The organism is Phycicoccus sp. (assembly GCF_035325325.1).
Classification (GTDB): Bacteria; Actinomycetota; Actinomycetes; order Actinomycetales; family Dermatophilaceae; genus Phycicoccus.
The window spans coordinates 25,427-46,422 of the sequence record NZ_DAOLAC010000018.1 but is presented as its reverse complement, the minus strand read 5'-3'; the positions used below and the strand labels follow the sequence as shown (position 1 = coordinate 46,422).

General features: G+C 75.8%; 18 protein-coding genes. 4 read left to right on the top strand and 14 right to left on the bottom strand.

Annotation, left to right across the window (positions count from 1 at the left end; translation table 11 throughout):
- Positions 1-11: 11 nt before the first annotated feature.
- The gene (locus PKA89_RS11995) at positions 12-218 is read right to left on the bottom strand and encodes a Trm112 family protein (protein WP_324419707.1); all 207 of its coding nucleotides are present in this window, start codon (positions 216-218) and stop codon (positions 12-14) included.
- Positions 219-364: 146 nt separating this feature from the next.
- Here PKA89_RS11995 and PKA89_RS11990 point away from each other — a divergent pair, with 146 nt between their 5' ends.
- Positions 365-3,385 (top strand): BTAD domain-containing putative transcriptional regulator, encoded by a 3,021-nt coding sequence (locus PKA89_RS11990; protein ID WP_324419706.1) that lies wholly within the window; start codon positions 365-367, stop codon positions 3,383-3,385.
- 9 nt (positions 3,386-3,394) lie between these two features.
- Here PKA89_RS11990 and PKA89_RS11985 read toward each other — a convergent pair whose 3' ends face one another.
- The 5 genes from PKA89_RS11985 to PKA89_RS11965 all read right to left on the bottom strand — a co-directional run bounded on the left by PKA89_RS11985 (position 3,395) and on the right by PKA89_RS11965 (position 8,204).
- A complete protein-coding gene (locus PKA89_RS11985; protein WP_324419705.1) occupies positions 3,395-4,834 on the bottom strand; it encodes a phosphomannomutase/phosphoglucomutase in 1,440 nt (479 codons plus the stop codon).
- A gap of 49 nt (positions 4,835-4,883) precedes the next feature.
- Entirely contained in the window at positions 4,884-6,527 is a 1,644-nt protein-coding gene (locus PKA89_RS11980; protein WP_324419703.1) for a pilus assembly protein TadG-related protein, read from the bottom strand.
- A complete protein-coding gene (locus PKA89_RS11975) occupies positions 6,524-7,075 on the bottom strand; it encodes a TadE/TadG family type IV pilus assembly protein (RefSeq protein ID WP_324419701.1) in 552 nt (183 codons plus the stop codon). The genes PKA89_RS11980 and PKA89_RS11975 overlap by 4 nt, the downstream gene beginning before the upstream one ends.
- On the bottom strand, positions 7,075-7,668 hold the full coding sequence (locus tag PKA89_RS11970) for a TadE/TadG family type IV pilus assembly protein (RefSeq protein ID WP_324419699.1): 594 nt from the start codon (positions 7,666-7,668) through the stop codon (positions 7,075-7,077). The genes PKA89_RS11975 and PKA89_RS11970 overlap by 1 nt, the downstream gene beginning before the upstream one ends.
- A gap of 164 nt (positions 7,669-7,832) precedes the next feature.
- The gene (locus tag PKA89_RS11965; protein ID WP_324419697.1) at positions 7,833-8,204 is read right to left on the bottom strand and encodes a DUF3499 domain-containing protein; all 372 of its coding nucleotides are present in this window, start codon (positions 8,202-8,204) and stop codon (positions 7,833-7,835) included.
- 60 nt (positions 8,205-8,264) lie between these two features.
- On the opposite strand from PKA89_RS11965, the gene PKA89_RS11960 reads away from it, so the two are divergent.
- The gene (locus PKA89_RS11960) at positions 8,265-8,681 is read left to right on the top strand and encodes a metallopeptidase family protein (protein WP_324419696.1); all 417 of its coding nucleotides are present in this window, start codon (positions 8,265-8,267) and stop codon (positions 8,679-8,681) included.
- A gap of 26 nt (positions 8,682-8,707) precedes the next feature.
- On the opposite strand, the gene PKA89_RS11955 is transcribed toward PKA89_RS11960, so the two are convergent.
- Genes PKA89_RS11955 through PKA89_RS11945 form a run of 3 tightly spaced genes read right to left on the bottom strand, consistent with a single transcriptional unit; the run spans position 8,708 to position 13,627 of the window.
- Positions 8,708-10,198, bottom strand: a complete 1,491-nt coding sequence (locus tag PKA89_RS11955; protein WP_324419695.1) for a DUF5719 family protein — start codon at positions 10,196-10,198, stop codon at positions 8,708-8,710.
- Positions 10,195-13,317, bottom strand: a complete 3,123-nt coding sequence (locus PKA89_RS11950) for a glycosyltransferase (RefSeq protein WP_324419694.1) — start codon at positions 13,315-13,317, stop codon at positions 10,195-10,197. The genes PKA89_RS11955 and PKA89_RS11950 overlap by 4 nt, the downstream gene beginning before the upstream one ends.
- Before the next feature lie 34 nt (positions 13,318-13,351).
- Positions 13,352-13,627, bottom strand: coding sequence for a WhiB family transcriptional regulator (locus tag PKA89_RS11945; protein WP_324419692.1), 276 nt, complete (start codon positions 13,625-13,627; stop codon positions 13,352-13,354).
- Between the two features lie 219 nt (positions 13,628-13,846).
- Here PKA89_RS11945 and cofD point away from each other — a divergent pair, with 219 nt between their 5' ends.
- Together cofD and PKA89_RS11935 are read left to right on the top strand one after the other, a co-directional pair.
- Positions 13,847-14,824, top strand: a complete 978-nt coding sequence (gene cofD, locus PKA89_RS11940; protein WP_324419690.1) for a 2-phospho-L-lactate transferase — start codon at positions 13,847-13,849, stop codon at positions 14,822-14,824.
- Positions 14,821-15,879: a coenzyme F420-0:L-glutamate ligase gene (locus PKA89_RS11935; protein WP_324419688.1), complete on the top strand. Its 1,059-nt coding sequence runs from the start codon at positions 14,821-14,823 to the stop codon at positions 15,877-15,879. Before cofD ends, PKA89_RS11935 begins: the two co-directional genes overlap by 4 nt.
- A gap of 16 nt (positions 15,880-15,895) precedes the next feature.
- Here the strand turns inward: PKA89_RS11935 and PKA89_RS11930 are convergent, their stop codons facing one another.
- The 5 genes from PKA89_RS11930 to PKA89_RS11910 all read right to left on the bottom strand — a co-directional run.
- Positions 15,896-16,867, bottom strand: coding sequence for a hypothetical protein (locus tag PKA89_RS11930; protein WP_324419686.1), 972 nt, complete (start codon positions 16,865-16,867; stop codon positions 15,896-15,898).
- A complete protein-coding gene (locus PKA89_RS11925) occupies positions 16,864-18,246 on the bottom strand; it encodes an FG-GAP-like repeat-containing protein (RefSeq protein ID WP_324419684.1) in 1,383 nt (460 codons plus the stop codon). The genes PKA89_RS11930 and PKA89_RS11925 overlap by 4 nt, the downstream gene beginning before the upstream one ends.
- 193 nt (positions 18,247-18,439) lie before the next feature.
- A complete protein-coding gene (locus tag PKA89_RS11920; protein ID WP_324419681.1) occupies positions 18,440-19,372 on the bottom strand; it encodes a DNA-3-methyladenine glycosylase 2 family protein in 933 nt (310 codons plus the stop codon).
- Positions 19,372-20,178, bottom strand: a complete 807-nt coding sequence (locus PKA89_RS11915) for a class I SAM-dependent methyltransferase (protein WP_324419680.1) — start codon at positions 20,176-20,178, stop codon at positions 19,372-19,374. Before PKA89_RS11915 ends, PKA89_RS11920 begins: the two co-directional genes overlap by 1 nt.
- On the bottom strand, positions 20,175-20,996 hold an 822-nt coding region (locus PKA89_RS11910; RefSeq protein ID WP_324419678.1), incomplete at its 5' end, for a lysylphosphatidylglycerol synthase domain-containing protein. The genes PKA89_RS11910 and PKA89_RS11915, both read right to left, overlap by 4 nt.

Sequence of the window (20,996 nt, the reverse complement as noted above, 5' to 3'; positions counted from 1 at the left end):
GTGCGGGCCGGTCAGCCCGGGCGGCGGGCCTCGTCGACGAGGAGCACCGGCACGCCCTCGTCGATCCGGTAGGCGAGCCCGCACGCGGCGTTCGTGCAGACCAGCTCGGGGCCGGTGGGTCCGGCCTCGTCGCGCAGCTCACCCCGGCAGGCGGGGCAGCGGAGGATGTCGCGCAGCCAGGGCTCGAGGTGGGCGCTGGGCACGGCCGGCTCGCTCATGGGGTCCTCTCGCAGGGGGCCGGATCGGTCGCCCCGATCCTTCCACACCCCCCGGGCTCGGGGAGTCCTCCCCCCTCGCCCGTGTTGTGAGGACCTGACCTGCTGCCTAGGGTCCTGGATGTCGTCACGTGAGGAGGAAACCGCCCGTGCAGCTCGAGATCCTCGGCAGGGTCCGCCTGTCGTCGGGTGCGGGACCGGTGCGCCTCACCGAGCTCGAGCACGGCCTCCTGGCGCTCGCCGCGCTGCGTGACCACGTCGACGTCGACTCCCTCGGAGCGTGGCTGTGGGACGGCACACAGCCGTCCTCCGCCCGCAACCGCGTGCAGTCGTTGGTCTCCGGCATCCGCCGCAAGGCCGGCGCCGAGCCGGTCATCGTCACGGAGGGCCGGGGGTACCGGCTCGCGGACGAGCTGCGCGTCGACCTCCACGCCTGGCAGGCCGAGGTGACCGCGGCCCGGGCCGTGCGGGCGGAGCAGCCGCAGGAGGCCCTTTCCCGCTACGACACGGCGCTGGCCACCTTCGGCCACGACCCGCTGCAGGGCGCGCCGCTCACCGCCGCCGTCGAGGTCGAACGGGCCCGCCTCGCGCAGGAACGGCTCTCGGTGCTCGAGGAGCGGCACGACGCCGCGCTGCGCTGCGGCTCCCTCGAGGGGCTCGTCGCCGAGCTTGCCGCCCTCAGCGCACGGCACCCGTTCCACGAGGGCTTCACGGCCCTGTCCATGCTGGCACTCGCCGCCACCGGCCAGCAGCGGCGCGCTCTCGAGGTCTTCCGCGAGGCCCGGACCCGCCTCGACGACGAGCTGGGGGTGCGTCCGTCCGACCGCCTCGCCGAGGCCCAGCGGGCGGTCCTCTCCGGCGAGCCGGTCGGATCCGTCGACGCCCCGCCCGAGGCGTCACCCCACCCGCTGCCGGTCCCCAGGACCCTCCCCCGCCGCCCGGACGCCTTCGTCGGGCGCGAGGCCGAGCTCGAGGAGGTGAGCCGGGCGGCGGGCTCCCTCGACTCGTCGGCGGTCGTCGTGCAGGTCACCGGCCTGCCCGGCTGCGGCAAGTCGGCGCTGGCCCTCGAGGCCGGGCACGCCCTGCGCGACCGTTTCCCGGACGGCACCCTCTACCACGACGGGGCCAACTCCCCCGGCGGGACGCCGGCGGAGGCGGTGGTGCGCACCTTCCTCCCACTGCTCGGGGTCCACCCCGAGGGCGTGCCCGCCACCGCCCGCGCCCGGGCCGGCCTCCTGCGCTCCCTCCTCGACGGGCGCCGGGTCCTCGTCGTCCTCGACAACGTCGCGTGCGGCGGGCCCGGGGACGAGGACGACTGCCGCCTCACCGACCTGCTCCCCGCCGCCCCCGGCTCGATGGCCCTGGTCACCTCCCGGCGTCCGGTCCCGGGCGTCGGTGGGCGGCACCGGGTCCGGCTGCGCAGCCTCGGACCCGGACCCGCCCGGGCGCTGCTGGAGTCGCTCGTCGGCCCCGGCCGCGTCGCCGACGCGCCGGAGGCGCTCGCCGAGGTCGTCCGGCTCACCGGCGGGATGCACCACGACCTGCGGCTGGTGGCCGGACGCCTCCCCCAGCGTCCGGACCTCGGGCTCGACGAACTCGCCGAGCGGCTCGAGGTCGCCGGGCCGGACGGCGCCGACGAGATGGCCGTGCTGCGCGAGAGCCTCGACCACCTGCTCGAGGGCCTGAGCCCGGACGCGCGCCGGGTCGTCGACGCCGTCGCCCACCTGCCCGTCGACTCGTTCAGCGGCTGGGTCGCCGGAGGGGTGCTCGGCGACGCGGCGGCCGGGGACGCCGCCCTCGACGCGATGGTCGAGGCCGGGCTCGTCGAGCCCGTGGTCCGGGAGGACCACGACACCCAGTACCGCTTGCACGGGCTCGTCCGCGGCCACGTCCGCGCCCGGGCCGACCGGTCGGGGTCGGGAGGCGGCCTCCACCCGGCGACCGCCGCCGAGGTCGAGGCCGTGGGCGCCGCCGCCGTCGCGCGCGTCGACGCCTTCCTCCCCGACCGCCCCAACCGCTTCCTGCCCGCCCCGCCGCGACCGTCGTCCGTGGCGCCGGCCTCGCCGGCGCCGCGTACCCGGCGACGCTCGCGTCGCTTCTTCCGCACCGAGACACCGCTCTTCGTCGCCCTCGCCCGGCACCTCGCCGAGGTCCGGCCCGACCTCGCGTGGCGGCTGCTCACCGATACCGCGCTCGGTACCGACGCCTCGACCGACCTCCACGCGTGGTTCGAGGCCGAGCACGTGGTCGCCGCGGCGCTCGTCGGTGCGGACGACGACAGCCGGCTCGGCGCCGCACACCTCGTGCTGTGCCGGGCCTGGCTGCTCCAGGACCGCCGGTCGGCGTCGCAGGAGGCCCGCGAGCTCGCGGAGGCCGCCCGGCCGCGGCTCGTGCTGCTCGGAGCACACGGCGCTGCCGCCGCGGCCTCCCTCGTCAGCGCCCAGGCGGCGACCTCCCTCGGCCGCCGAGCCGAGGCCGAGGCGGCGCTGGCGACGGCGGAGGCGGCGATCGCCCGCGTCGGCGACCCGACGCTGGCCGCATGGGCCGCCGTGACCCGCGGCACGGTGCACAACGACTACGACGAGCTGCCGGAGGCCGCCCGCGAGTTCACCCGGGCCCGGGAGATCCTCCGCGACACCCCGCGGACGGTCGCCTACGCGCTGGCCACCCTCGAGCTCTCCCGCGCGCGGCGGCGGACCGGAGAGCTCGCTCCCGCGACGCTGCTCGTCGACGAGGCGCTCGAGCTGCTCGACTCCATCGGCGCGGTGCACATGTACTCGTACGCGCTCGACGCCCGCGCCGAGGTGAGCCTCGCCGCGGGGCGCCCGGCGGACGCCGTCGACGAGGCGGAGACCGCCCTGGCGCGCGCCTCGGCCTCCCGTGACGCCTTCCTCACCGCCCGGGCCCGGCGCACCCGGGCCCGGGCCCGTCTGGCCCTCGGCGAGCTCGAGTCCGCCGAGGCCGACGTCCGGACCGTCGTCGAGGAGTTCACCGCCCTCGACCGTCCCCTGAGCGTCGCCTTCAGCTACCAGGTGCTCGCGGCGGTCCTCGACGCCCGCGGCGACGCGGTCGGGGCGAGCGAGGCCCTCCGGCTCGAGCAGGCCGCCCTCCGGCGCGCCACCCGCCCGCGGGCCGACGCGCCCCGTCGACGCAGCCCCGGCCCGGCCTGACCCGGGGGCTCAGCCGGCCCGGACGATGGCGAGCACGGCGTCCCGGACGCGGGCCATCGTCGCGGGGTCCTCGGCCTCGACGTTGAGCCGGAGCAGCGGCTCGGTGTTCGAGGCGCGCAGGTTGAGCCACCACATCGGGTCGTCCGGCCCACCGGCGTGGACGAGGGTCAGCCCGTCGAGCCGGTCGACCTCGACCCCCTGCTCCACACCCCAGGCGAGGACCCGTTCGGTCGCGGCGGGGGCGTCGGCAACCGTCGAGTTCACCTCTCCCGAGGCGCTGTAGCGGCTGAGGTCGGCCATGAGGACGCTGAGCGGCTGCTCCTGCTCGCCCAGGGCCGCGAGGACGTGCAGCGCGGCGAGCATCCCCGTGTCGGCGAACCAGAAGTCGCGGAAGTAGTAGTGCGCGCTGTGCTCGCCACCGAAGACCGCGTCGTGGCGAGCCATCTCGGCCTTGATGAACGAGTGGCCGACCCGGGTGCGCACCGCCCGGGCGCCGGTGGCCGCGACGACCTCCGGGACCTGCGCCGAGGTGATGACGTTGTGGACGACGGAGACGTCCGCCGCGTCGGCCCCCTCGGCAACCGCGCGGGACACCTCGCGACGGGCGATGAGGGCGGTGATCGCACTCGGGCTCACCGGTTCTCCGCGCTCGTCGACGACGAAGCAGCGGTCGGCGTCACCGTCGAAGGCCAGCCCCAGGTCGGCGCCGTGCGCGACGACGGCGGCCTGGAGGTCGCGCAGGTTCTCCGGCTCGAGGGGGTTGGCCTCGTGGTTCGGGAAGGTGCCGTCGAGCTCGAAGTACAGGGGCTCGACGTCGACGGGCAGCGCCGGCAGTCCGGCCGCCGTCCCGAGCACGGCCGGGACGGTGAACCCGCCCATGCCGTTGCCGGCGTCGACGACGACGCGCAGCGGGCGGATGGTGGACAGGTCGACCAGGCCGCGGAGGAAGCCCGCGTAGTCGGCGAGCACGTCGCGCTCGACGAGCGCGCCCGGCACCCCGTCCGCCGTGGTGTCGTCGGCGTCGGACGCGAGGAGGTGCTCGGCGAGGACGCGGACGTCGGCGAGCCCGGAGTCCTGGCCGACCGGCCGGGCTCCGCTGCGGCACAGCTTGATCCCGTTGTACCGGGCCGGGTTGTGGCTGGCGGTGAACATCGCGCCCGGGAGGTCGAGCGCCCCGCTGGCGTAGTAGAGGCCGTCGGTGCTGCACAGCCCGATGAGGGTCACGTCGTGGCCGCGCGAGCGCACGCCCGCGGCGAACGCCTCGACGAGCGCCGGGCCGCTGTCGCGCATGTCGTGGCCGACGACGCAGCCGGGGGCGTCCTCCGGGCCGAGGACGACCTCGGCGAACGCCGCGCCGAGGGCGCGGGCCACGGCGGTGTCGAGCTGGTCGGGAACGGTTCCGCGGACGTCGTAGGCCTTGACGACGTCGGTCAGGGATCGGGTGGTCACGGCGCCCGAGCCTACGCGAGCCGACGCCGCCCCGCCCCGGCGCGCGGCTTCACTCGACGAGGCGGATGGGGTCCCCGTCGAGCGTGGCCGTCCAGGATGTCGTGTCCGCAGGGGTCGAGCTGGGACCGTAGTAGAACTGGAGGCGGATCCAGCAACCGGACGCCTGGGAGTCGTTGCAGGAGTATGACGCCGGGATGGGCACGGTGATGGTCTGCCACCGCCCGTTGTAGGAGCTGTTGACCGAGATCTTGCACCCCGGGAGCGATCCGGTGGTCACGCCCTTGCCGGTGCAGCCGCTGAACGACCCTCCGGTCTCGGTCGGCGGGATGACCGTGATCGTGCTCCCGGACGTCGCGCCGTCGCCGATGTCGTACAGGTTGAGGTTGAAGAACTGGCCGCTGGAGTTGCTCGGCACCCGGGCGAGGAAGAACTTGGAGGTCCCGTTCGGGGTGTTGCCGTACATGACCATCTTCGAGAACCCGGCGATGGAGATGTTGTCCTTGTCCGAGGCGCCCGACCCGTAGGCCCGCAGCGAGAAGCGGTTGTGGCCGCCTTCGCCGTCCGCCCCGAGGCCGTTGGTCTGCACCTGGATGGCGTAGGTCCCGGGCTGGACCGTGCCGGGGATCGAGCACAGGGTCTTCCAGCGCCGGAAGTTCTCGGCCACGTCGGGACGTGCGTCGTACTGGCTCGTCCGCTTGTCGAGGACCTTCTTGAGGTCCCCGTAGTAGCCCTGGTACGTCTTCGGCGCGCAGCTGCCGCCCAGCTGCGTCCAGGCCGTCGGCTCCCACGGGTTGCCGGCGGGGCCCCGGATCGTGAACTTGGTGTCGACCTGGGCGTTGGACGTGAACGGCTGGTCACCGGTGCACCAGGCCGTCGAGCCGTCCGCGTAGCGCGACGAGGGGTTCGAGACGACCGACGCGGCCGGGTAGGGCAGGCCCTTCGCGCCGCTCAGGTTGGCCGCGCCGAGGGTGCAGTAGTCGCCGACGGCGACGAAGGCGGGGTCGTAGGCCTCGATCTGCAGGTTGGAGACCGCCTGCCGCAGGGTGATCGTGAAGACGTGCCCGAGGGGGTCGTAGTCGACGTTGTTGCCCCCGGGGCAGCCGTCGGAGGCCGAGGCGCTGCAGGTGTCGTTCTGGAACGCGTCCCCGCTGACCTTGTTGGCCGCGGGGCTGCCGACGTTGGCCCAGAACTGTCCGGTGTTGTTGCAGTTGCTGCTCGTCGTGCTCCCGGCCTCCGGGTCGTCCCCGAAGTGGTTGCACGGGCTGCCCAGCGGAACCGGCCCGGCGAACTCCGCGATGGCGTGCCGCGAGACGGTCGTCGAGTCGATCCCGAGGAAGCCGCCGAAGACGTTCTTGACCTGCGAGCTGATGTCGACCCGCAGTCGGGTCGAGCCGCCGGCGAGAGACGAGGTGACGGTGGTCCCCGGCGCGTTGGTGAAGCCGTTGCCCTTGGCGTAGTCGCTGGCCAGGGCGTACGCGCCCGCCCGGTCGCCGGGCAGCTTGGTCACGCCGGCCAGGGCAGCGGCGTCCGCCGCCCGCTGGGCCCGCTGGCCCTCGAGGTACCAGTGGCCGACGTCGACGGCGAACGCGGAGAAGCCGAGCAGCACGATGAGGAGCAGCCCGGAGGTGACCGCCACGTAGCCGCGCTCGTCACGCCGTCGCGCGCCCGCACGGCGCCGGAGCCGCCCGGTCATGGCTCGCACGTCTGGGTCGAGGGCTTGGGCTCGAAGCGCAGCACGGTGGACTCCTCGATGGTGATGGAGGTGAAGATGAAGCCGGTGAACGCCTTGTGGCGCAACCGCAGGTAGACCCCCACCCGGTCCGGCGGTCCCGCGGCGCACGCCTGCTGGGAGGCGGCCGCCCAGTTGGAGTACGTCGGGCTGAACGAGGTGCCGTTCCACGCGAACTTCACGCACGTGGTGCAGTTGGCGAAGCTGCTGGCGCCGATCGGGAACTTGTCGGCCAGGTTGGCCTTGTAGACCCAGAGCTCCTGGACGTCTCCCCTGGCGAAGCCGGCGCCCTCACCGCCGACGCTGTCGGCGGCGTGCTGGGCGTAGGTCGACATCCGCGGTTCGGCGGACGCCGTGCGCACACCGGCGCGGACGGCACTCGCGACCGAGAGGTAGTCCTTGAAGAACATCCCGAACTCGAGGATGCCCACGATGAGGAGGATGAACATCGGGGTGACGATCGCGGCCTCGACGGCGGCGGCGCCCTTCTCCCCACGGCGACGGATCCACATCACGGCACCGACACGCACTGCTGGGTCGAGGGGATCTGCTCGAGCCGCATCGTGACCCGCTCGGTGATGATCTGGTTGTTCGCGAACATCACGGCCGCCTTGTGGCGGTACCGCACGAGCACCCCGACCGAGTCGACGTCGACGCTGGTGCTCGCACACGCGTTCCGGGAGGTCCAGGTGCCGGTTCCGGCGCTGGCCACCCCGGGCGCGGTGAGGGTGAACTTGACGCACTTGGTGCCGCACGTGCTCCCGGACATCGTGTCACCGGTGTCGGGATCCGCCTTGTAGACCCAGATCTCGGTGACCCGGGAGTAGTCCAGGTCGGTCAGCGCGCTCGCCACCTGGGTCGCGGTGTCCCGGGCGAAGGTCGTGCTCAGCGGGTCGGCCGCCGCCATCCGGGCCCCGGCGCGCGCCGCCGAGGAGACCGAGTACGTGTCCTTGAAGAAGAGGGAGACGTCGACGACGCCCGCGAGCAGGGTGAAGAGGAAGAGGAAGACGATGGCCGCCTCCAGGGCGATGGCCCCCTGCTCGTCACGCCGGGAGCCCGACGTCGCCGGGCAGGCGGCGGTCAGGCGGAGGCGCGGCCGGGCCACGGCGACCCCTTTCCCTGCAGGCGATGGTGGGCGCTGCCGACGGTAGGGCCGTGCGGGGACGGGGCGTGAGGGCCTCGGGGGCCGGATCGGCCGAACGGCCGAGCAGGTCGGACCGGGTGGTCGAGGAGCCCTCCGGGGCACCAGACAGGCGCCTCGGGGCGGGCTCAGGCCTCGGCGCTGCCCCGCAGCATGCGCAGGTGCCCGCGACGGGCCACCTCGCCGGTCACGACGTCGGGGGCCGGGACCGGCTCGGCCGGGGTGCGCGGGCGGCCCGCCTCGCGGACCGCGTCGGCGAGGGCGAGCAGGTCGTCCGAGGTCGGCTCGGGGTCCGGGTACTCGGTCGCGAGGCGCACCACCTCCCAGCCGCGCGGCGCGGTGAGACGCGTCGCGTGCTCGGCACAGAGGTCGTAGGTGTGCGGCTCCGCGTAGGTCGCCAAGGGGCCGAGGACGGCCGCGCGGTCGGAGTAGGCGTAGGTGAGCGTCGCGACCGCGGGCTGACGGCAGCCGGTCTTCGTGCACTTCCGCGACAGGTTCACACGGTGACTCTAGGCGGCGCCGGCCCCGGGTCGCCGGAGGCACGCCGTAGCATCGGGCCCGTGACCGCCCGCCGCCGCGACCGCCACGGCCGGGGACCTCGGGGCCCCCTCGCCCACCCGGCCGTCCCCGCGATGACCACCCGTCGGGAGCGGTTCGACGACCTCGTCCTGGACGCCGCCGACCGCATTCGCCCACACCTCGGGAACCGTTACGCCGGAACGGAGTTCGCGGTACAGGACGTCCCCCCGACCGACCCTGCGCCGTGGGAGGAGCAGGTCGCTCCGCTCGGCCGGCTGCTGCGGGCGACGGCGGCGCGCGCCGACCGGGTGGTGGTCTACCGCAGGCCGGTCGAGGCGCGCGCGCAGGACGAGCAGGACCTCGCCGACATCGTCCGCGAGGTCGTCACCGAGCAGGTCGCCGCCCTTCTCGGCGTGCCGGCCCACGAGCTGGACCCGGACGCCGACCCCGACGCCTGAGCCCGCCGTCGGTCCCGGCCCGTCCGTCAGGGCAGCGGGAAGGCGCGGCTGACCGGCGAGGTGACGGCGACCGGGGCCAGTGGCACGACGGACAGCAGGCGGCCCGCGCCGTCGCCGACGCTCGAGACCACCCCGCCGCGCAGCGCCCCCGAACCGTCGGTGCGCTCGACCCAGACGGCGGAGGCCCCGGCGAGGTCGACGTCGGCGGACCGCTCGGAGACGAGGGCGACCGTGCGGGTGCGCGGCTCGCCGTCGACGACCACCGTCACGTCGGCCGTGCTCGCCCCGCCGGTGCTCACGAGGTGCAGCGACCGGGCCACCGAGGGGGTCGGCGGCAGGGCGAGACCGGCGACGGCGTCGATGACCGGCGAGGACTCGGCCCAGCCGATGTCTCCGGCCCCGCTGCCGTTCGCCGTGCGGGTCAGCACGGCGGCGGCGACCGGGACGTCCGAGCGGACGACGACCGAGTACGTGCCCGGCGGCACGGCCGGCAGCGCGAGCTCGCCGACGGCGTCCGCGCCGACCGTGAGCACGGTGTCGGCAGTCGTCGTCACCGTGCCGGAACGGTCGAGGAGGGTCACGCTCGTCACGGCCTCGTCCGACCCGGGCGCGACGACGCGCAGGGTCGCCCGACCGTCGAGCACGGCGGCCGGGACGACCTGGACGGTCGAGGGGTCGGCCGCGGGGACGACGGTCTCGGCGCCCTTCGGGGTGGTGCCTTCGATCCAGGTGTCGGTGAGGGTGGCGGTGAGCCCGCCACCGTCGGCCGCGACGTGCACCGCGGGGGTCTTCTCGTCGGCCGCGACCGCGTCGAGGAGGAGCGTCGTCCGGCCACCCGGGGTGACCGTCACCGTGCGCGGCGGGGCGAGCGGGCCGCTGCCGCCGTGCACCGTGACGTCGGCGGTGACCGGGTTGCCGCCGGGGTTGGTGAGCACGAGGCGCTCCTGGCGCCCGGCGCCGGCCCCACCGGCGAGCAGCCAGAGGTCGGTGGCGGCCGTGCGGCACGGGGTCGTGACGAGTCCACGCAGGTCCTTGGCGGCGCTGGACCACTCCTGGGTCGCGGTCAGGGCGGGAGCCAGCGCGCCGCTCGCGCGGAGGGTGACCGGCCCGGACGTCGGGAGGGCTCCCGTCACCGCGCCCGGGCGGTCGGTGAGCGTGGCCAGGCCGCCCGACCCGGCGGCGAGGGCGGCGCTGCCCTTGCCGGTCGCGGGGACCGGGAGGAGCTCGGCCGGACCACTGGCGACGGTCACCCGCCCGGCCACGGCGACGTCGTCGACGCCCTCGAGGCCGGTGAGCTCAGGGCCGGGGCACATGGCGTCGAGGCTCGTCGCGAGGCTCGTCGGGGCGACCGGTGCCTGCCTGACCCCGCTCGCGGCGGCGAGGTCGAGGGTGTCGGCGTGCGCGCCGGCCAGCCACACGAGCGCGCCGGCCCCACCGGCGGCGACGACGACGCGGGCGGCGCCCGGGAGCGCGGGGCGGACCCGGGCCAGACGGGCCAGGACGGCCGGACGGCTCATCGGACCACCACCCGGGTCTCGCGCCGGCCGAAGGGCACGGCGAGGAAGGCGAGCACCGCGAGGGCGAGGAGCTGGCCGAGGTGCCACCACCGCTGGGGGTCGGTGAGCGTGATCGTCAGCTCGCCGGGGCCGGCGGGCAGCTCGTAGGTGGGCGAGGCCGCCCGTGGGAGGGGGGTGAGGACGCGGGAGTCGACCTCGACGACGGCGTGCTCGGCCCACGCCGCGGGCTCGGCGACGACGAGGCGGCTCTTGGCGGGCGCGTCGATCGTCGTCGAGGTTGCTCCGTGCGCTCCGGTGGCGACGACGAGACGGGTCTCCCGGGGTGTCTCCATCCGCAGCCGCGGCGGGGCGACCAGGGCCTGGGCCCGGGCACCGGTGGGGCTGAGCCGCCACAGCTGCCACCCCGCCCGCGGGGAGATGCGCTGGAGGCCGTCGGTGGCGTCGAGCCGGCGCACCACCTCGGGCACCTGCTCCCCGCGGACCGCGAGGAGGTCGGCCGCCGCACCGGTCACGAGCCGCTCGCTGCCGGGGACCGCACCGAGGAGGGCGGTCACCTGGCCGGCGACGGCGGCGTCCGCGCCGGGCCGACCGGGCAGCTGGCGCACGAGCGCGGCGTCCTCCCGGCCGACGAACCGGTAGCCGGCGCCGCTGTCGCCGGGCACGACGAAGAGCGAACGGGTCGCGAAGGCACCCTCGGCCTGGTCGACCGCCACGGCCGGACGGGGGTCGCTCCACGGCGACAGCAGCCCGCCGAGCCCTCCGGAGACGACACCGGCGGCCACGAGGGCCACCCCGGCCACCGCGGCCCCGAGGCAGACCCGGGCCGTGACCCGGACGGTGTCGCGCCCGCCACGGACGGGGAGGGCGTCGAGGCCCCGGACGAACGCGAGGACGAGCACGAGGACGACCGGCAGGAGCAGCGTGCCGACCCACGGGGTGATCGGCTGACCCGCACCGGCCACCCCCGACGGCACCGTGCCCAGGCGGACCCGGGGAGCCGCGAGCGCGAGGGCGAGGAGGACGGGGAGGAGGAGCGCGAGCGAGGCCGGGGCGCCGCGCCAGCGACGGCCGGCGACGAGGCCGAGCACCCCGCCGAGGACGAGCGGCAGCGCGGTCCACCAGAGGGGGGCCCCGGCGCCGCCGGCGTCGAGGAGGGCGATCCGCCACGCCGCGGGGGGCGTGCCGCCCCACGCGGCGAGCCCGTTGGCACCGACGACCGCCGGCCACGACACCGCGCCGGCGCTGAGCAGCCACGGCGCGAGGACGGCCGCGGGGACGACGGCGGCCACGACGGCGTGCCCGCGCACCCCGGGCCGCACGAGGGCGAGGACGAGCGCGAGCAGCACCCCGAGGGCGGCGAGCACCGGGGCGAAGGCGCCGAGGACGACGAGGGCGAGCGCCGTCGCGAAGCCGCTGGTCGCCGTGGAGCGCCGGGCCCCGACGAGCCAGAGTCCGGCCGCGACACCGGGCAGCAGCACCAGGGCGACCGCGGCGCCGAGGCGTCCCTGCGCAACGGTGGCGGCGGCCGGGCCGCTCGTCGCCCACGCGACGGCACCGAGCGTGCGCAGCCACGGGCGGCGGGTCGCCACCCGGAGCGCGAGGTAGGCCGAGAGGGCGCCGAGCGGCATCGCGAGGAGGACGAGCAGCGCGACGACGAGGCCGCCGGGCGAGGACGGGACCGGCACGAGCGGGAGGTGCGCCACGAGCCACGCGGGGGCCGCGAGCAGGGCGCTCGCCGGCCCGGCCTGGTCGGGGCCGCCGAGGCCGCTCCCGGACCAGCCGTCGCGCCACGCGTGCCAGAGCGCCGGGGCGTCCACCCGGGCACCGACCAGCTCGCCGCCGGTGAGACCGCCGCCGAGGCCGGTGAGCACGCCGAGACCGAGGGTCCGGGCGGCGGCGACCGTGACGACGAGGGCCGTGACGACGGCGACGACGCCCGGGTGCCGGACCACCTTGACGAACCAGGACCGGGGGTTGAGGTCGGCCGCGGCGTCGCCGATCGGCGGCTGCGGGGGGACGAGGGCGTGGTGCACGGAGTCGCCCCACGAGGTGAGGACCGCCCGGCGCGGCTCGAAGACGGCGCCGAGGTCGCGCCGGCGCACCACCGGACGGTGCCGCGTGCGCCACCGTGCGCGAAGGCCTCGGACGGGGTCGAGGGAGGTGAGCGCCGCGAGCTCGGCCCACGCGCTGCGGGGGCGCTTGAGGAGGAGGAGGCCGAGGGCGGCGACGAGGGAGGTGACGCCGATCCACACGACGAGGATCGGCGACCACCACCACGGGGCGCGGGCCAGGGCCACCCGCCGGGCGGCGCGGCGGCGGCCCGAGGTCGTGGCCGAGGCGACGGCGACGCCCGGACCCGAGCGCACCCGGGAGGACGGGACGACGACGACGCGGCGTCCGCTCAGCTGGGCCCGCCACCCGAGGTCGAGGTCGGCGCCGACGTCACCGAACGAGGTCTCCCAGCCCTTGAGCGCGAGGAGGAGGTCGCGTTCGACGAGCGAGCCGGCGAACGGCACCGCGAGGACGTCCGTCGTCGCGTCGTACTGCCCCTGGTCGGGCTCCCCCGGCTGCGGCCGGGCGAGGAGGCGACCGCCGCGGGTGGTGCGGATGGACAGCGCGCGGAGGCGGTTCGGGGCGTCGACGTCGACGTGCTTGGGGCCGACGACCCCGGTGGACGGCGAGCGCCGCCAGGCGTCGACGAGCCGGACGAGGGCCGTCCGCTCCGGGTGCGCCCCCACGGGCAGGAACCACACGAGCCCGGTCCCCTCGGTGGCGTCGACCTCCTCGACGACGGCGCGGTGGGCCACCCGCCGGACCGCGTGCCGGGGGTCGACGGCGACGACCCGCAGCGCCCGGCCGTGCCGCGCGCTGGCGGCCGCGACGACGGAGCCGACCGTGGCCTCCGGCTCGCCCTCGCCGGCGGCCAGCGTGGCACCGGCGGTCCGGTCGAGGACGAGCACGTCGTCGGGGACGAGGCTCTGGCCGAGGACGGCCTCGAGGAGGTCGGCGAGGCCGGCGGGGTCGCGGTGGGTCACGACGAGGGCCGTGACGACGGGGGGCACCGCGCCGGCGGAGGGGGCCGGCACGGTGTCCACGGGGCGTGGGGGGGCGAGCGTCATCCGGTGGTGGCTGCTGAGGGGGCGGGGCCCCGGCTCAGACGGCGCGCTTCTTCAGCTTGCGGCGCTCGCGCTCGGAGAGGCCACCCCAGATGCCGAACCGCTCGTCGTTGGCGAGGGCGTACTCGAGGCACTCGGCGCGCACCTCGCAGGAGACGCACACCTTCTTCGCCTCCCGCGTGGAGCCGCCCTTCTCGGGGAAGAACGCCTCGGGGTCGGTCTGGGCGCAGAGCGAGCGCTCCTGCCAGGAGAGTGCCCCCTCCTCCGGCTCGGCGTCACCGAGCATCCCCTCGACCAGAAAGAGCTCGTGCATTGTGGTTCCTCCTCGACCTCGACCCGTGCACACCGGCCGGTCACCCCGGAGTACATGCATGGAATTACACGCGTGTCATGCCGTGCTCGTCAAGCCGTTCGGTGTTATTGGCCGGATTTCCCCGGTGGCGGTGTCCGTGGTACGGGAGGGGCGTGGTGGTGCGGACGTGCCGTGCGGGCGGGTGCTCGGCGTCCGCCGCGGGCTGAGAGACTGACCTCCATGCGCATCACGGCCCTCGCGGGCGGTGTCGGCGGGGCCCGTTTCGTCCGCGGCCTGCGGCACCACCTCGACAGCACGCCCGGTCTCGCCGACGCCGAAGTCACGGTCGTCGCGAACACCGGCGACGACATCACGCTCTTCGGGCTGCGGGTCTCCCCCGACGTCGACACCCTCCTGTACACCCTCGGCGGCGGGGTCGACGACACCCAGGGCTGGGGCCGGGCCGGCGAGAGCCACCGGGTCCAGGAGGAGCTGGCCGCGTACGGCGCCCGCCCGCAGTGGTTCGCGCTCGGCGACCTCGACATCGGCACCCACGTCGTCCGCTCGCAGTGGCTGGGGCAGGGAGTGCCCCTCTCCGAGGTCACCGCCCGGCTGGCCGCCCGCTGGGGCCTGCCGGAGCGCCGGATCACCCTCCTGCCGATGACCGACACCCCGGTCGAGACGCACGTCGTCGTCGACGACGAGGCCGGCGGCGAGCGGGCGATCCACTTCCAGGAGTGGTGGGTCCGCCACCAGGCGTCCCTGCCGGCCCGCCGGTTCGTCGTGGCCGGCCTCGACCGCGCCGCCGCCGGGCCGGGGGTCCTCGACGCCATCCGCCGGGCCGACGTCGTCCTCCTGCCGCCGAGCAACCCGGTCGTCTCGATCGGGATCGTCCTCGGGGTGCCCGGGGTCCGCGACGCACTGCGCGGCACGACGGCGCCGGTGGTCGGCGTCTCGCCGCTCATCTCCGGACGGCCGGTGCGCGGCCACGCCGACGCGTGCCTCGCGGCGATCGGGGTGCCGGCCACCGCCGCGGCCGTGGCCGGGCTCTACGAGGACTTCCTCGACGCCTGGCTCGTCGACCCCGCCGACGCCGACACGGTGCTGCCGCGGGCTCGCGTCGAGGTCTTCGACGGGCCGCTGCTCATGTCGGACGTCGCGTCGGCCGGTCGCATCGCGGAACACGCGCTCCGGCTGGCGAGCACGGTCTCGGCGTGAGCGCGAGTCGCCCGCGCGTCGAGGTCGTCGGGCTCCTCGGCGTCCCCGAGGTGGCGCCGGGGGACGACCTCGCCGGGCTCCTCGTCGGGGCCGCCCGCACCGCGGGGTGCGCGCCACGGGCCGGTGACTGCCTCGTCGTGTCGAGCAAGGTGGTCTCGAAGGCGCTCGGCCTGACCTGGGCCGGCGAGCGCGCCGAGGCGGTGGCCGCGCACACCCGGCGGGTGGTCGCCGAGCGGGCCGGGTCCACGGGGCCGACCCGCGTCGTCGAGTCGGTCGCGGGCCCGGTGATGGCCGCCGCCGGGGTGGACTCCTCGAACACCGGCCCGTCCGGTGCCGTGCTGCTGCTTCCTGAGGACCCGGACGCGGAGGCCGGGCGGCTCCGGGACGGCGTGCTGGCCGCCGCCGGGCTCCCCGCGGGGACGCCGTTCGCGGTGGTCCTCAGCGACACCGCCGGACGCCCGTGGCGCGCGGGCCAGACCGACTTCGCGCTCGGGCTCGCCGGGATGGCGCCGCTCGACGACCTCCGCGGGGGCGTCGACCACGACGGCCGGCCGCTGGCGGTCACCGCCCGGGCGGTCGCCGACGAGGTGGCCGCGGCGGCCGACCTCGTCAAGGGCAAGGCGGCCGGGGTCCCGGCGGCGCTCGTGCGGGGGCTGCCGGCCGGATGGTTCGGCGGGTCGCCGGTCGCGGCGGCCGCGCTCGTGCGCACCGGCCCCGGCGACTGGTTCGCCCGCGGCCACGTCGAGGCGCTGCGGGGCGCGCTGGGCGTCGCGCCCGGGTCGGCGGCCTCGGCCGAGGTCGGGTTGCGGTCCGTGGCCCCGGAGGCCCTGCCCGACCGCGTGGCGCGGGTGGTGGGGCTCGCCCTGCACGACGTGCCCGACGGCTCGGCCGACGTCGCGGTCGGCGCCGGGTCGGCCGAGGTGGTCCTGGCCGCCGGCGACCCCTACGACCTCGGCCGCCTCGTCGCCCGAACCGAGGTGGCGGCGGTCTCCGAGGACCTCGTGGCCGAGGTTCGTTCCCGCACACCGGTGTCGGCGATTGTGCGACTGTCCTGAACCGCCCGGGAGCGGCTCAGGAGCCGATGATGGACGACTGCGAGTACGGGTAAAGCTGTACGGCGAACGGGATGCCGGCCAGCCACTGGACCTCCGTGTAAGTGCTCCACGAGCCGCAGTCGACCCCGGTCGGGATCTTGGCGGTCATGTCGACGACGTGCCCGAGGTGGTGCTTGAGGCTGTCGAAGCTGCGTACCGAGCGCGCCGTGGAGACCGTCTTGCACGCCGGGTTCGCCGGCACGAGGAAGCCCTGGACGGCGTAGGTCGAGGAGCCGCTGGGCGGGAACCTCGCGGCCGGGCAACCGGCCCCGCCGGTGCCGTAGCAGTTGGTGATGTAGATGTCGGCCCGCGCGTCGACCGTCGTGGCTCCCGGCGGCGGCAGGTACCGGAAGATCGGCACGACCCGGCGCCGGGACCCGTCGCCCGACGGGAAGAACACCGACCCCTTGGCCACCCGGGAGACGCCCAGGCGCTGGGTCGTCAGGGTGCCCGAGGTGTCCCCCACGAAGCCGCTGTAGAGCGTCGCGCGGGCCGGCTCGGCGAAGTGCGAGTTCACGTAGACGCGGAGCCGGCAGAGGTAGGTGCCGGCCGTCGGTGCGACGAACAGCAGCCGGTTGACCACGTGGTTGAGGCCGTCGCGGGCCAGCAGGTTGGTGCCGGTCCACGACTCCTTGACGATCGTGCCGTCCGGGCGCTCACACGTGATCTTCTGGCCGAGCGCATTGCGGTCGGGCTTCCCGTTGTACGACTTCGACTCGGCCCGCAGCAGCCGGGCCTCGTGGGCGGCGAGGGTGAGGGTGAGCGTGGCCCGCACCTCGCCCGGGCTGGAGGACGGCCGCTCGGTCATCACGAGACCGCGCTGTGCGTAGGCGACGGCGACGTACGCCTGGGCCACGGCCGTCTGCAGCACGAGCGCCACGGCGAGGCCGAGGACGACGACGAGACGCAGCCGGGCGGGCCTCCTGGGGCGCAGGGTCGTGGAAGTCATGTGATCGTCTCCATCCCGCTCCAGCCGGAGCCGACCTGGATCCCGCTACGCACCCCGCCGCCGACGCGTCCCTTGTAGAACCAGAGCGTCCCGTCGGCGCGGCGGGCGAGGAGGTCGCCGAGTCCGTCGCGGTCGAGGTCGCCCGGCGAGGTCAGGTAGGTCATGGCCTGCCACCCGCAGCCGACCCGGGTCGCGTGACCGAGGGTGGCCACCGTCGTGGTCCGGTAGGCGTAGAGGCACCCGCCGTCGGCGCTGACGCCGACCGTGTCGCCCCGGCCGTCGCCGTCGAGGTCGCCCATGCCGATGATCCAGGCCATGCCGTTCCACCCGGTACCGACCCGGCGGTCGTAGCGCAGTCCCCCCGTGGGCGTGAACGAGTACAGGTGCAGGGTGCCGTCGGCGCGCCGTGCCAGCAGCTCGGCGAGCCCGTCGAGGTCCATGTCGGCGGGCGTCGCGAGGGCGGTCATCGTTCCCCATCCGCTGCCGATCTGGCGCCGCGGCGCGAAGGTCGCCCGGCCCTGGCCGCCGAAGAGCCACAGCGCCCCGGCCTCGTCCCGGGCCACGAGGTCGGTCCGCCGGTCGCCGCTCACGTCACCCGGGCTGCCGACCCAGGAGTACTCGTCCCAGCCGGTGCCGACCCGGGTGCCCCCGTTGACGCGGCCGTTGCCCCGACCGGGGTACATCCACAGGTCACCGTCGGTGGTCGTGCCGAGCAGGTCGACGAGGCCGTCGCCGGTCCAGTCACCCCGGACCCCCGAGACCGGGACGGCCGTGCACGTCCAGGCCCGGACGTCGTCGATCTCGACGTGGCTCGCGGACCCTTCGACGTCGGTGACGAGGTCGACGTAGACGTCGACGACCCCGTAGGCGTTGACCGACGTCGCGTCTCGCCGGATGGTGCGCCACGCGGACGAGGGGGCCAGGGCCTCGCTGCCGTCGTTGATGAAGAGCCCCGACTCCCCGGGGGCGAAGGTCCCCCGGTAGGTGAGGGAGACGTAGAGGCTGCCCGGGGCGACGGGCGAGAAGAGCGGGTTGATGACGTGGTCCGTGCGGCCGGTGGAGCGGGCCGTCGTCATGGCCACGTTCGAGCCCTCGGGCGCGTCGCCGTCCTCGGGTGCACCGACCGTCCAGCCCTCGGAGTACTCGGGGTTCGGGACGCTGCCGTCCTCGAAGCCCTCGACGGCATAGGTCCGCGAGACGACCTGCCCCACCGGGCAGGTCGTGGCGACGGCCAGTGGGGTGGTCCTGGCCACTCCCGAGCCCCGCGCGACGGCCGCACCGGCCGAGCGCCCGGACTGCGGCGTCGCGACCCGGGGCGGCTTCGGGAACACCGGGCCGGGACGCTCGAGAGGCACGCTGGGGGCCGGCCGGGTCTCCACCCCCACCTCCCCCGCTGCTGGTCCGGCCGCCAACCCGGCGGCGGTTCCGGCCGCCAGGACGGCCACCACGGCCCGTCTCCACGACGTCGACACGCGAGATCTCCTCCCCGATCGCCCCCGGGGCCACCGGAGACGCGCAGACCGTAGCACGCGCCGAACGGCCCGAGGGAGAGGTTCGCGGCGACCGGGGAGGTCAGCGACCGCGGGTCGGCAGGTGGGTCGGGGTGGACATCCGGGGACCGCGACGCGGCCGGTGGTGGCCGCCGAGCTCGAGGAGCCGCTGCACGCGGTAGCGGTGTCCGCGCCACGGTTCGAGCAGCGCCGCGAGGGCGTCGTCGTCCTGCGGGGTGCCGGTCAGTGCCCACGTCATGTCCTTGGCCACGTGGTAGTCGCCGAAGCTCACCTCGTCGGGCAGCCCGAGGGCCCGCTGGGCGACCTCGGCCCACGTCCAGCGCCCGATGCCGGGCAGCGCCGTCAACCGGGTGCGCGCCGCGTCGGCCGGCATCCCGACGACCTCCTCGAGCCGGCCGGCGTGGCGGACGACGGCGGTCACCGTCCGCGAGCGCCCCGGGTCGACGCCGGCCGCGAGCCACTCCCACGACGGCACCGCAGCCCAGCCGGCGGGCGTCGGCGGCACCGCGAGCCGCAGCGCCTCCCCCGGCCCGGGAGCCGGCTCGCCGAAGCGCCGCACCAGCCGCCGGTAGCCGGCGAAGGCCTCCTTGCCGGTGACCTTCTGCTCGATGACCGACGCGACGAGGTTCTGCACGACCAGGCCGGAGCGCGGCACCCGCCAGCCCGGCCGGCGCCGCCACTCGTCGGCGACGAGCGGGTGCAGGGACGGCTCGAACCCGGCGGGGTCGTCGTGCTCGCCGAGCAGCGCCGGCACCTGCTCGAGCATCCACGCGGCGCCGCTCCCCCACGCCTCGGCCCGCACCTCCTCGGCCACGCCACCGGGCGCCGACAGCCGCAGGGTGACCGGCCCGTCCGGGGTGCGCCAGCCGAACCACCAGCCGGCGTCGTCGCGGCGGCTCGTCGGGTCGCCACCGCCGCGGCGGAAGATCGAGAGGACCGCCCCGAGCGGCACCGGGCGCCCGGCCCGGACGACACGGACGGTGCCGTCGGCCATCAGCCGAGGTGGCGCGGCGCGACGCGCAGTGGCGGGCCGGCCGGGGTCGCGGCTCCCTTGAACGCGGCCCACACGTACGTGGGCACCAGGGGTAGGCCGGCGGCGAGCACACGCTCGGGGACCCGTGCGGCCCAACCGGGTACGTTGTCGTCGGCCGAGAACGCGGCGGGGTCGGCGAGGACGGGGAGGGTGTAGTCCCAGACGTCGTAGGCGGCGAAGAGGCGGCGCAGCCCGCGCGGGGAGTAGTAGTGCTCGTAGTACTCCTCGCCCCGGCCGGTGAGCCGCATGTAGCGGTCGGCGGCGGGCTGCGGCAGCCACGAGAGGAACGGCAGCCGGTGGTGCGGCTCGAGCACCTGGAACCGGTGCCCGACCCCGAGGTAGAGCAGGCCGCCCGGCCGCAGCACCCGGTGGATGTCGGCGACGACCGCCTCGGGGTCGACGACGTGCTCGTAGATGTGGTTGAGGACGACGACGTCGACCGATGCCTCCTCGAACGGCAGGTCCTCGCCGCGGGCCAGCCGGAAGTCGACGCGCTCCCCGAAGCGCGCGCGGGCCTTCGCCAGACCCGGCTCGTCGATGTCGACGCCGCTCGTGCGCGCGCCGGCGAGGGCGAGCTCGTCGGCGATGAACCCCGCCGAGCAGCCGACGTCGACCGCGCTCAGCCCGTCGAGCGACGAGACCCCGAGCGCGTGCCGGACGACCGCGATCAGCTTGGCCGCCTTCTTCCGGCGCGCCTGCTCGTCGAGCATCTTCGCCATCGACTCCGAGTAGGCGAGCTGTTCCTCGCGCTCCGGTCGCTCGCTCATCCCTCGGATCCTAGGAGGTGGTGCCGACGGCCCCAGGCCCAGCCGCCGCCCGCCACGACGAGGTCGGCGACGATCGCGAGGAACCGGGCGACGACGACGACCGCCGTCGCCGCCGACAACGGCATGAAGGTGACGAGGAGCAGCGCGAGGACGCCGTCGCGAATGCCGACCCCGGCCGGCACGAGGACGGAGATCTGCCCCACCGCCGACGCCAGCGCGAACCCGCACACGCCGGCCACGACGAGGTCGGCGAGCGACGCGTCCGGCTGGAGCGAGCGCACGAGCACGGCCACCCCGAGGCCGGCCGAGACCCACGCCCCGAGGAACCACGCGCCGGTGAGGACGACGGCCCGCCCGCCGAGCTCGTGCTCGAGCGGCTCGCGGCGCAGGAGGCGCAGCCCGAGGGCGACCATCCCGTTGAGCAGCCGCGGGTGGAACAGCACCCCGCCCAGCAGCACGGCACCCACGAGGACCCAGGCGGTGACCGGCGAGCTGCCCCGGGCCAGGAGCCGCGGCAGCGCGACGACGCCGAGGAGCCCGGCGCAGAGGATGCCCAGACCGATGGCGAGCAGCCCGGTGACCGCCATCCGACGCCGCGGCACGCGCAGCTTCGCCCCCATCTCGGCCTGCGCGAGGACGGTCCACACCGACCCGGGCACGTACTTGCCGAGCTGGCCGACGAAGAAGATGCTCGCCGCCGGCGCGAGGGGCAGGCGGGTGCCGAGGTCGGTGAGCAGGACCCGCCAGCCGACGAGGGTGCAGAGCGGAGCGCCCAGGGTGAGGACGAGGGCGAGGACCACGGCCGGCCAGCTCATCCG

What these genes read in the sequence shown, in the direction of transcription:
- PKA89_RS11945 (WP_324419692.1), bottom strand. Translation starts at nt 13,627, where the DNA reads ATGCACGAGCTCTTTCTGGTCGAGGGGATGCTCGGTGACGCCGAGCCG.
- PKA89_RS11950 (WP_324419694.1), bottom strand. Translation starts at nt 13,317, where the DNA reads ATGACGCTCGCCCCCCCACGCCCCGTGGACACCGTGCCGGCCCCCTCC.
- PKA89_RS11975 (WP_324419701.1), bottom strand. Translation starts at nt 7,075, where the DNA reads ATGTGGATCCGTCGCCGTGGGGAGAAGGGCGCCGCCGCCGTCGAGGCC.
- PKA89_RS11980 (WP_324419703.1), bottom strand. Translation starts at nt 6,527, where the DNA reads ATGACCGGGCGGCTCCGGCGCCGTGCGGGCGCGCGACGGCGTGACGAG.
- PKA89_RS11930 (WP_324419686.1), bottom strand. Translation starts at nt 16,867, where the DNA reads ATGACTTCCACGACCCTGCGCCCCAGGAGGCCCGCCCGGCTGCGTCTC.
- PKA89_RS11915 (WP_324419680.1), bottom strand. Translation starts at nt 20,178, where the DNA reads ATGAGCGAGCGACCGGAGCGCGAGGAACAGCTCGCCTACTCGGAGTCG.
- PKA89_RS11955 (WP_324419695.1), bottom strand. Translation starts at nt 10,198, where the DNA reads ATGAGCCGTCCGGCCGTCCTGGCCCGTCTGGCCCGGGTCCGCCCCGCG.
- cofD (WP_324419690.1), top strand. Translation starts at nt 13,847, where the DNA reads ATGCGCATCACGGCCCTCGCGGGCGGTGTCGGCGGGGCCCGTTTCGTC.
- PKA89_RS11920 (WP_324419681.1), bottom strand. Translation starts at nt 19,372, where the DNA reads ATGGCCGACGGCACCGTCCGTGTCGTCCGGGCCGGGCGCCCGGTGCCG.
- PKA89_RS11995 (WP_324419707.1), bottom strand. Translation starts at nt 218, where the DNA reads ATGAGCGAGCCGGCCGTGCCCAGCGCCCACCTCGAGCCCTGGCTGCGC.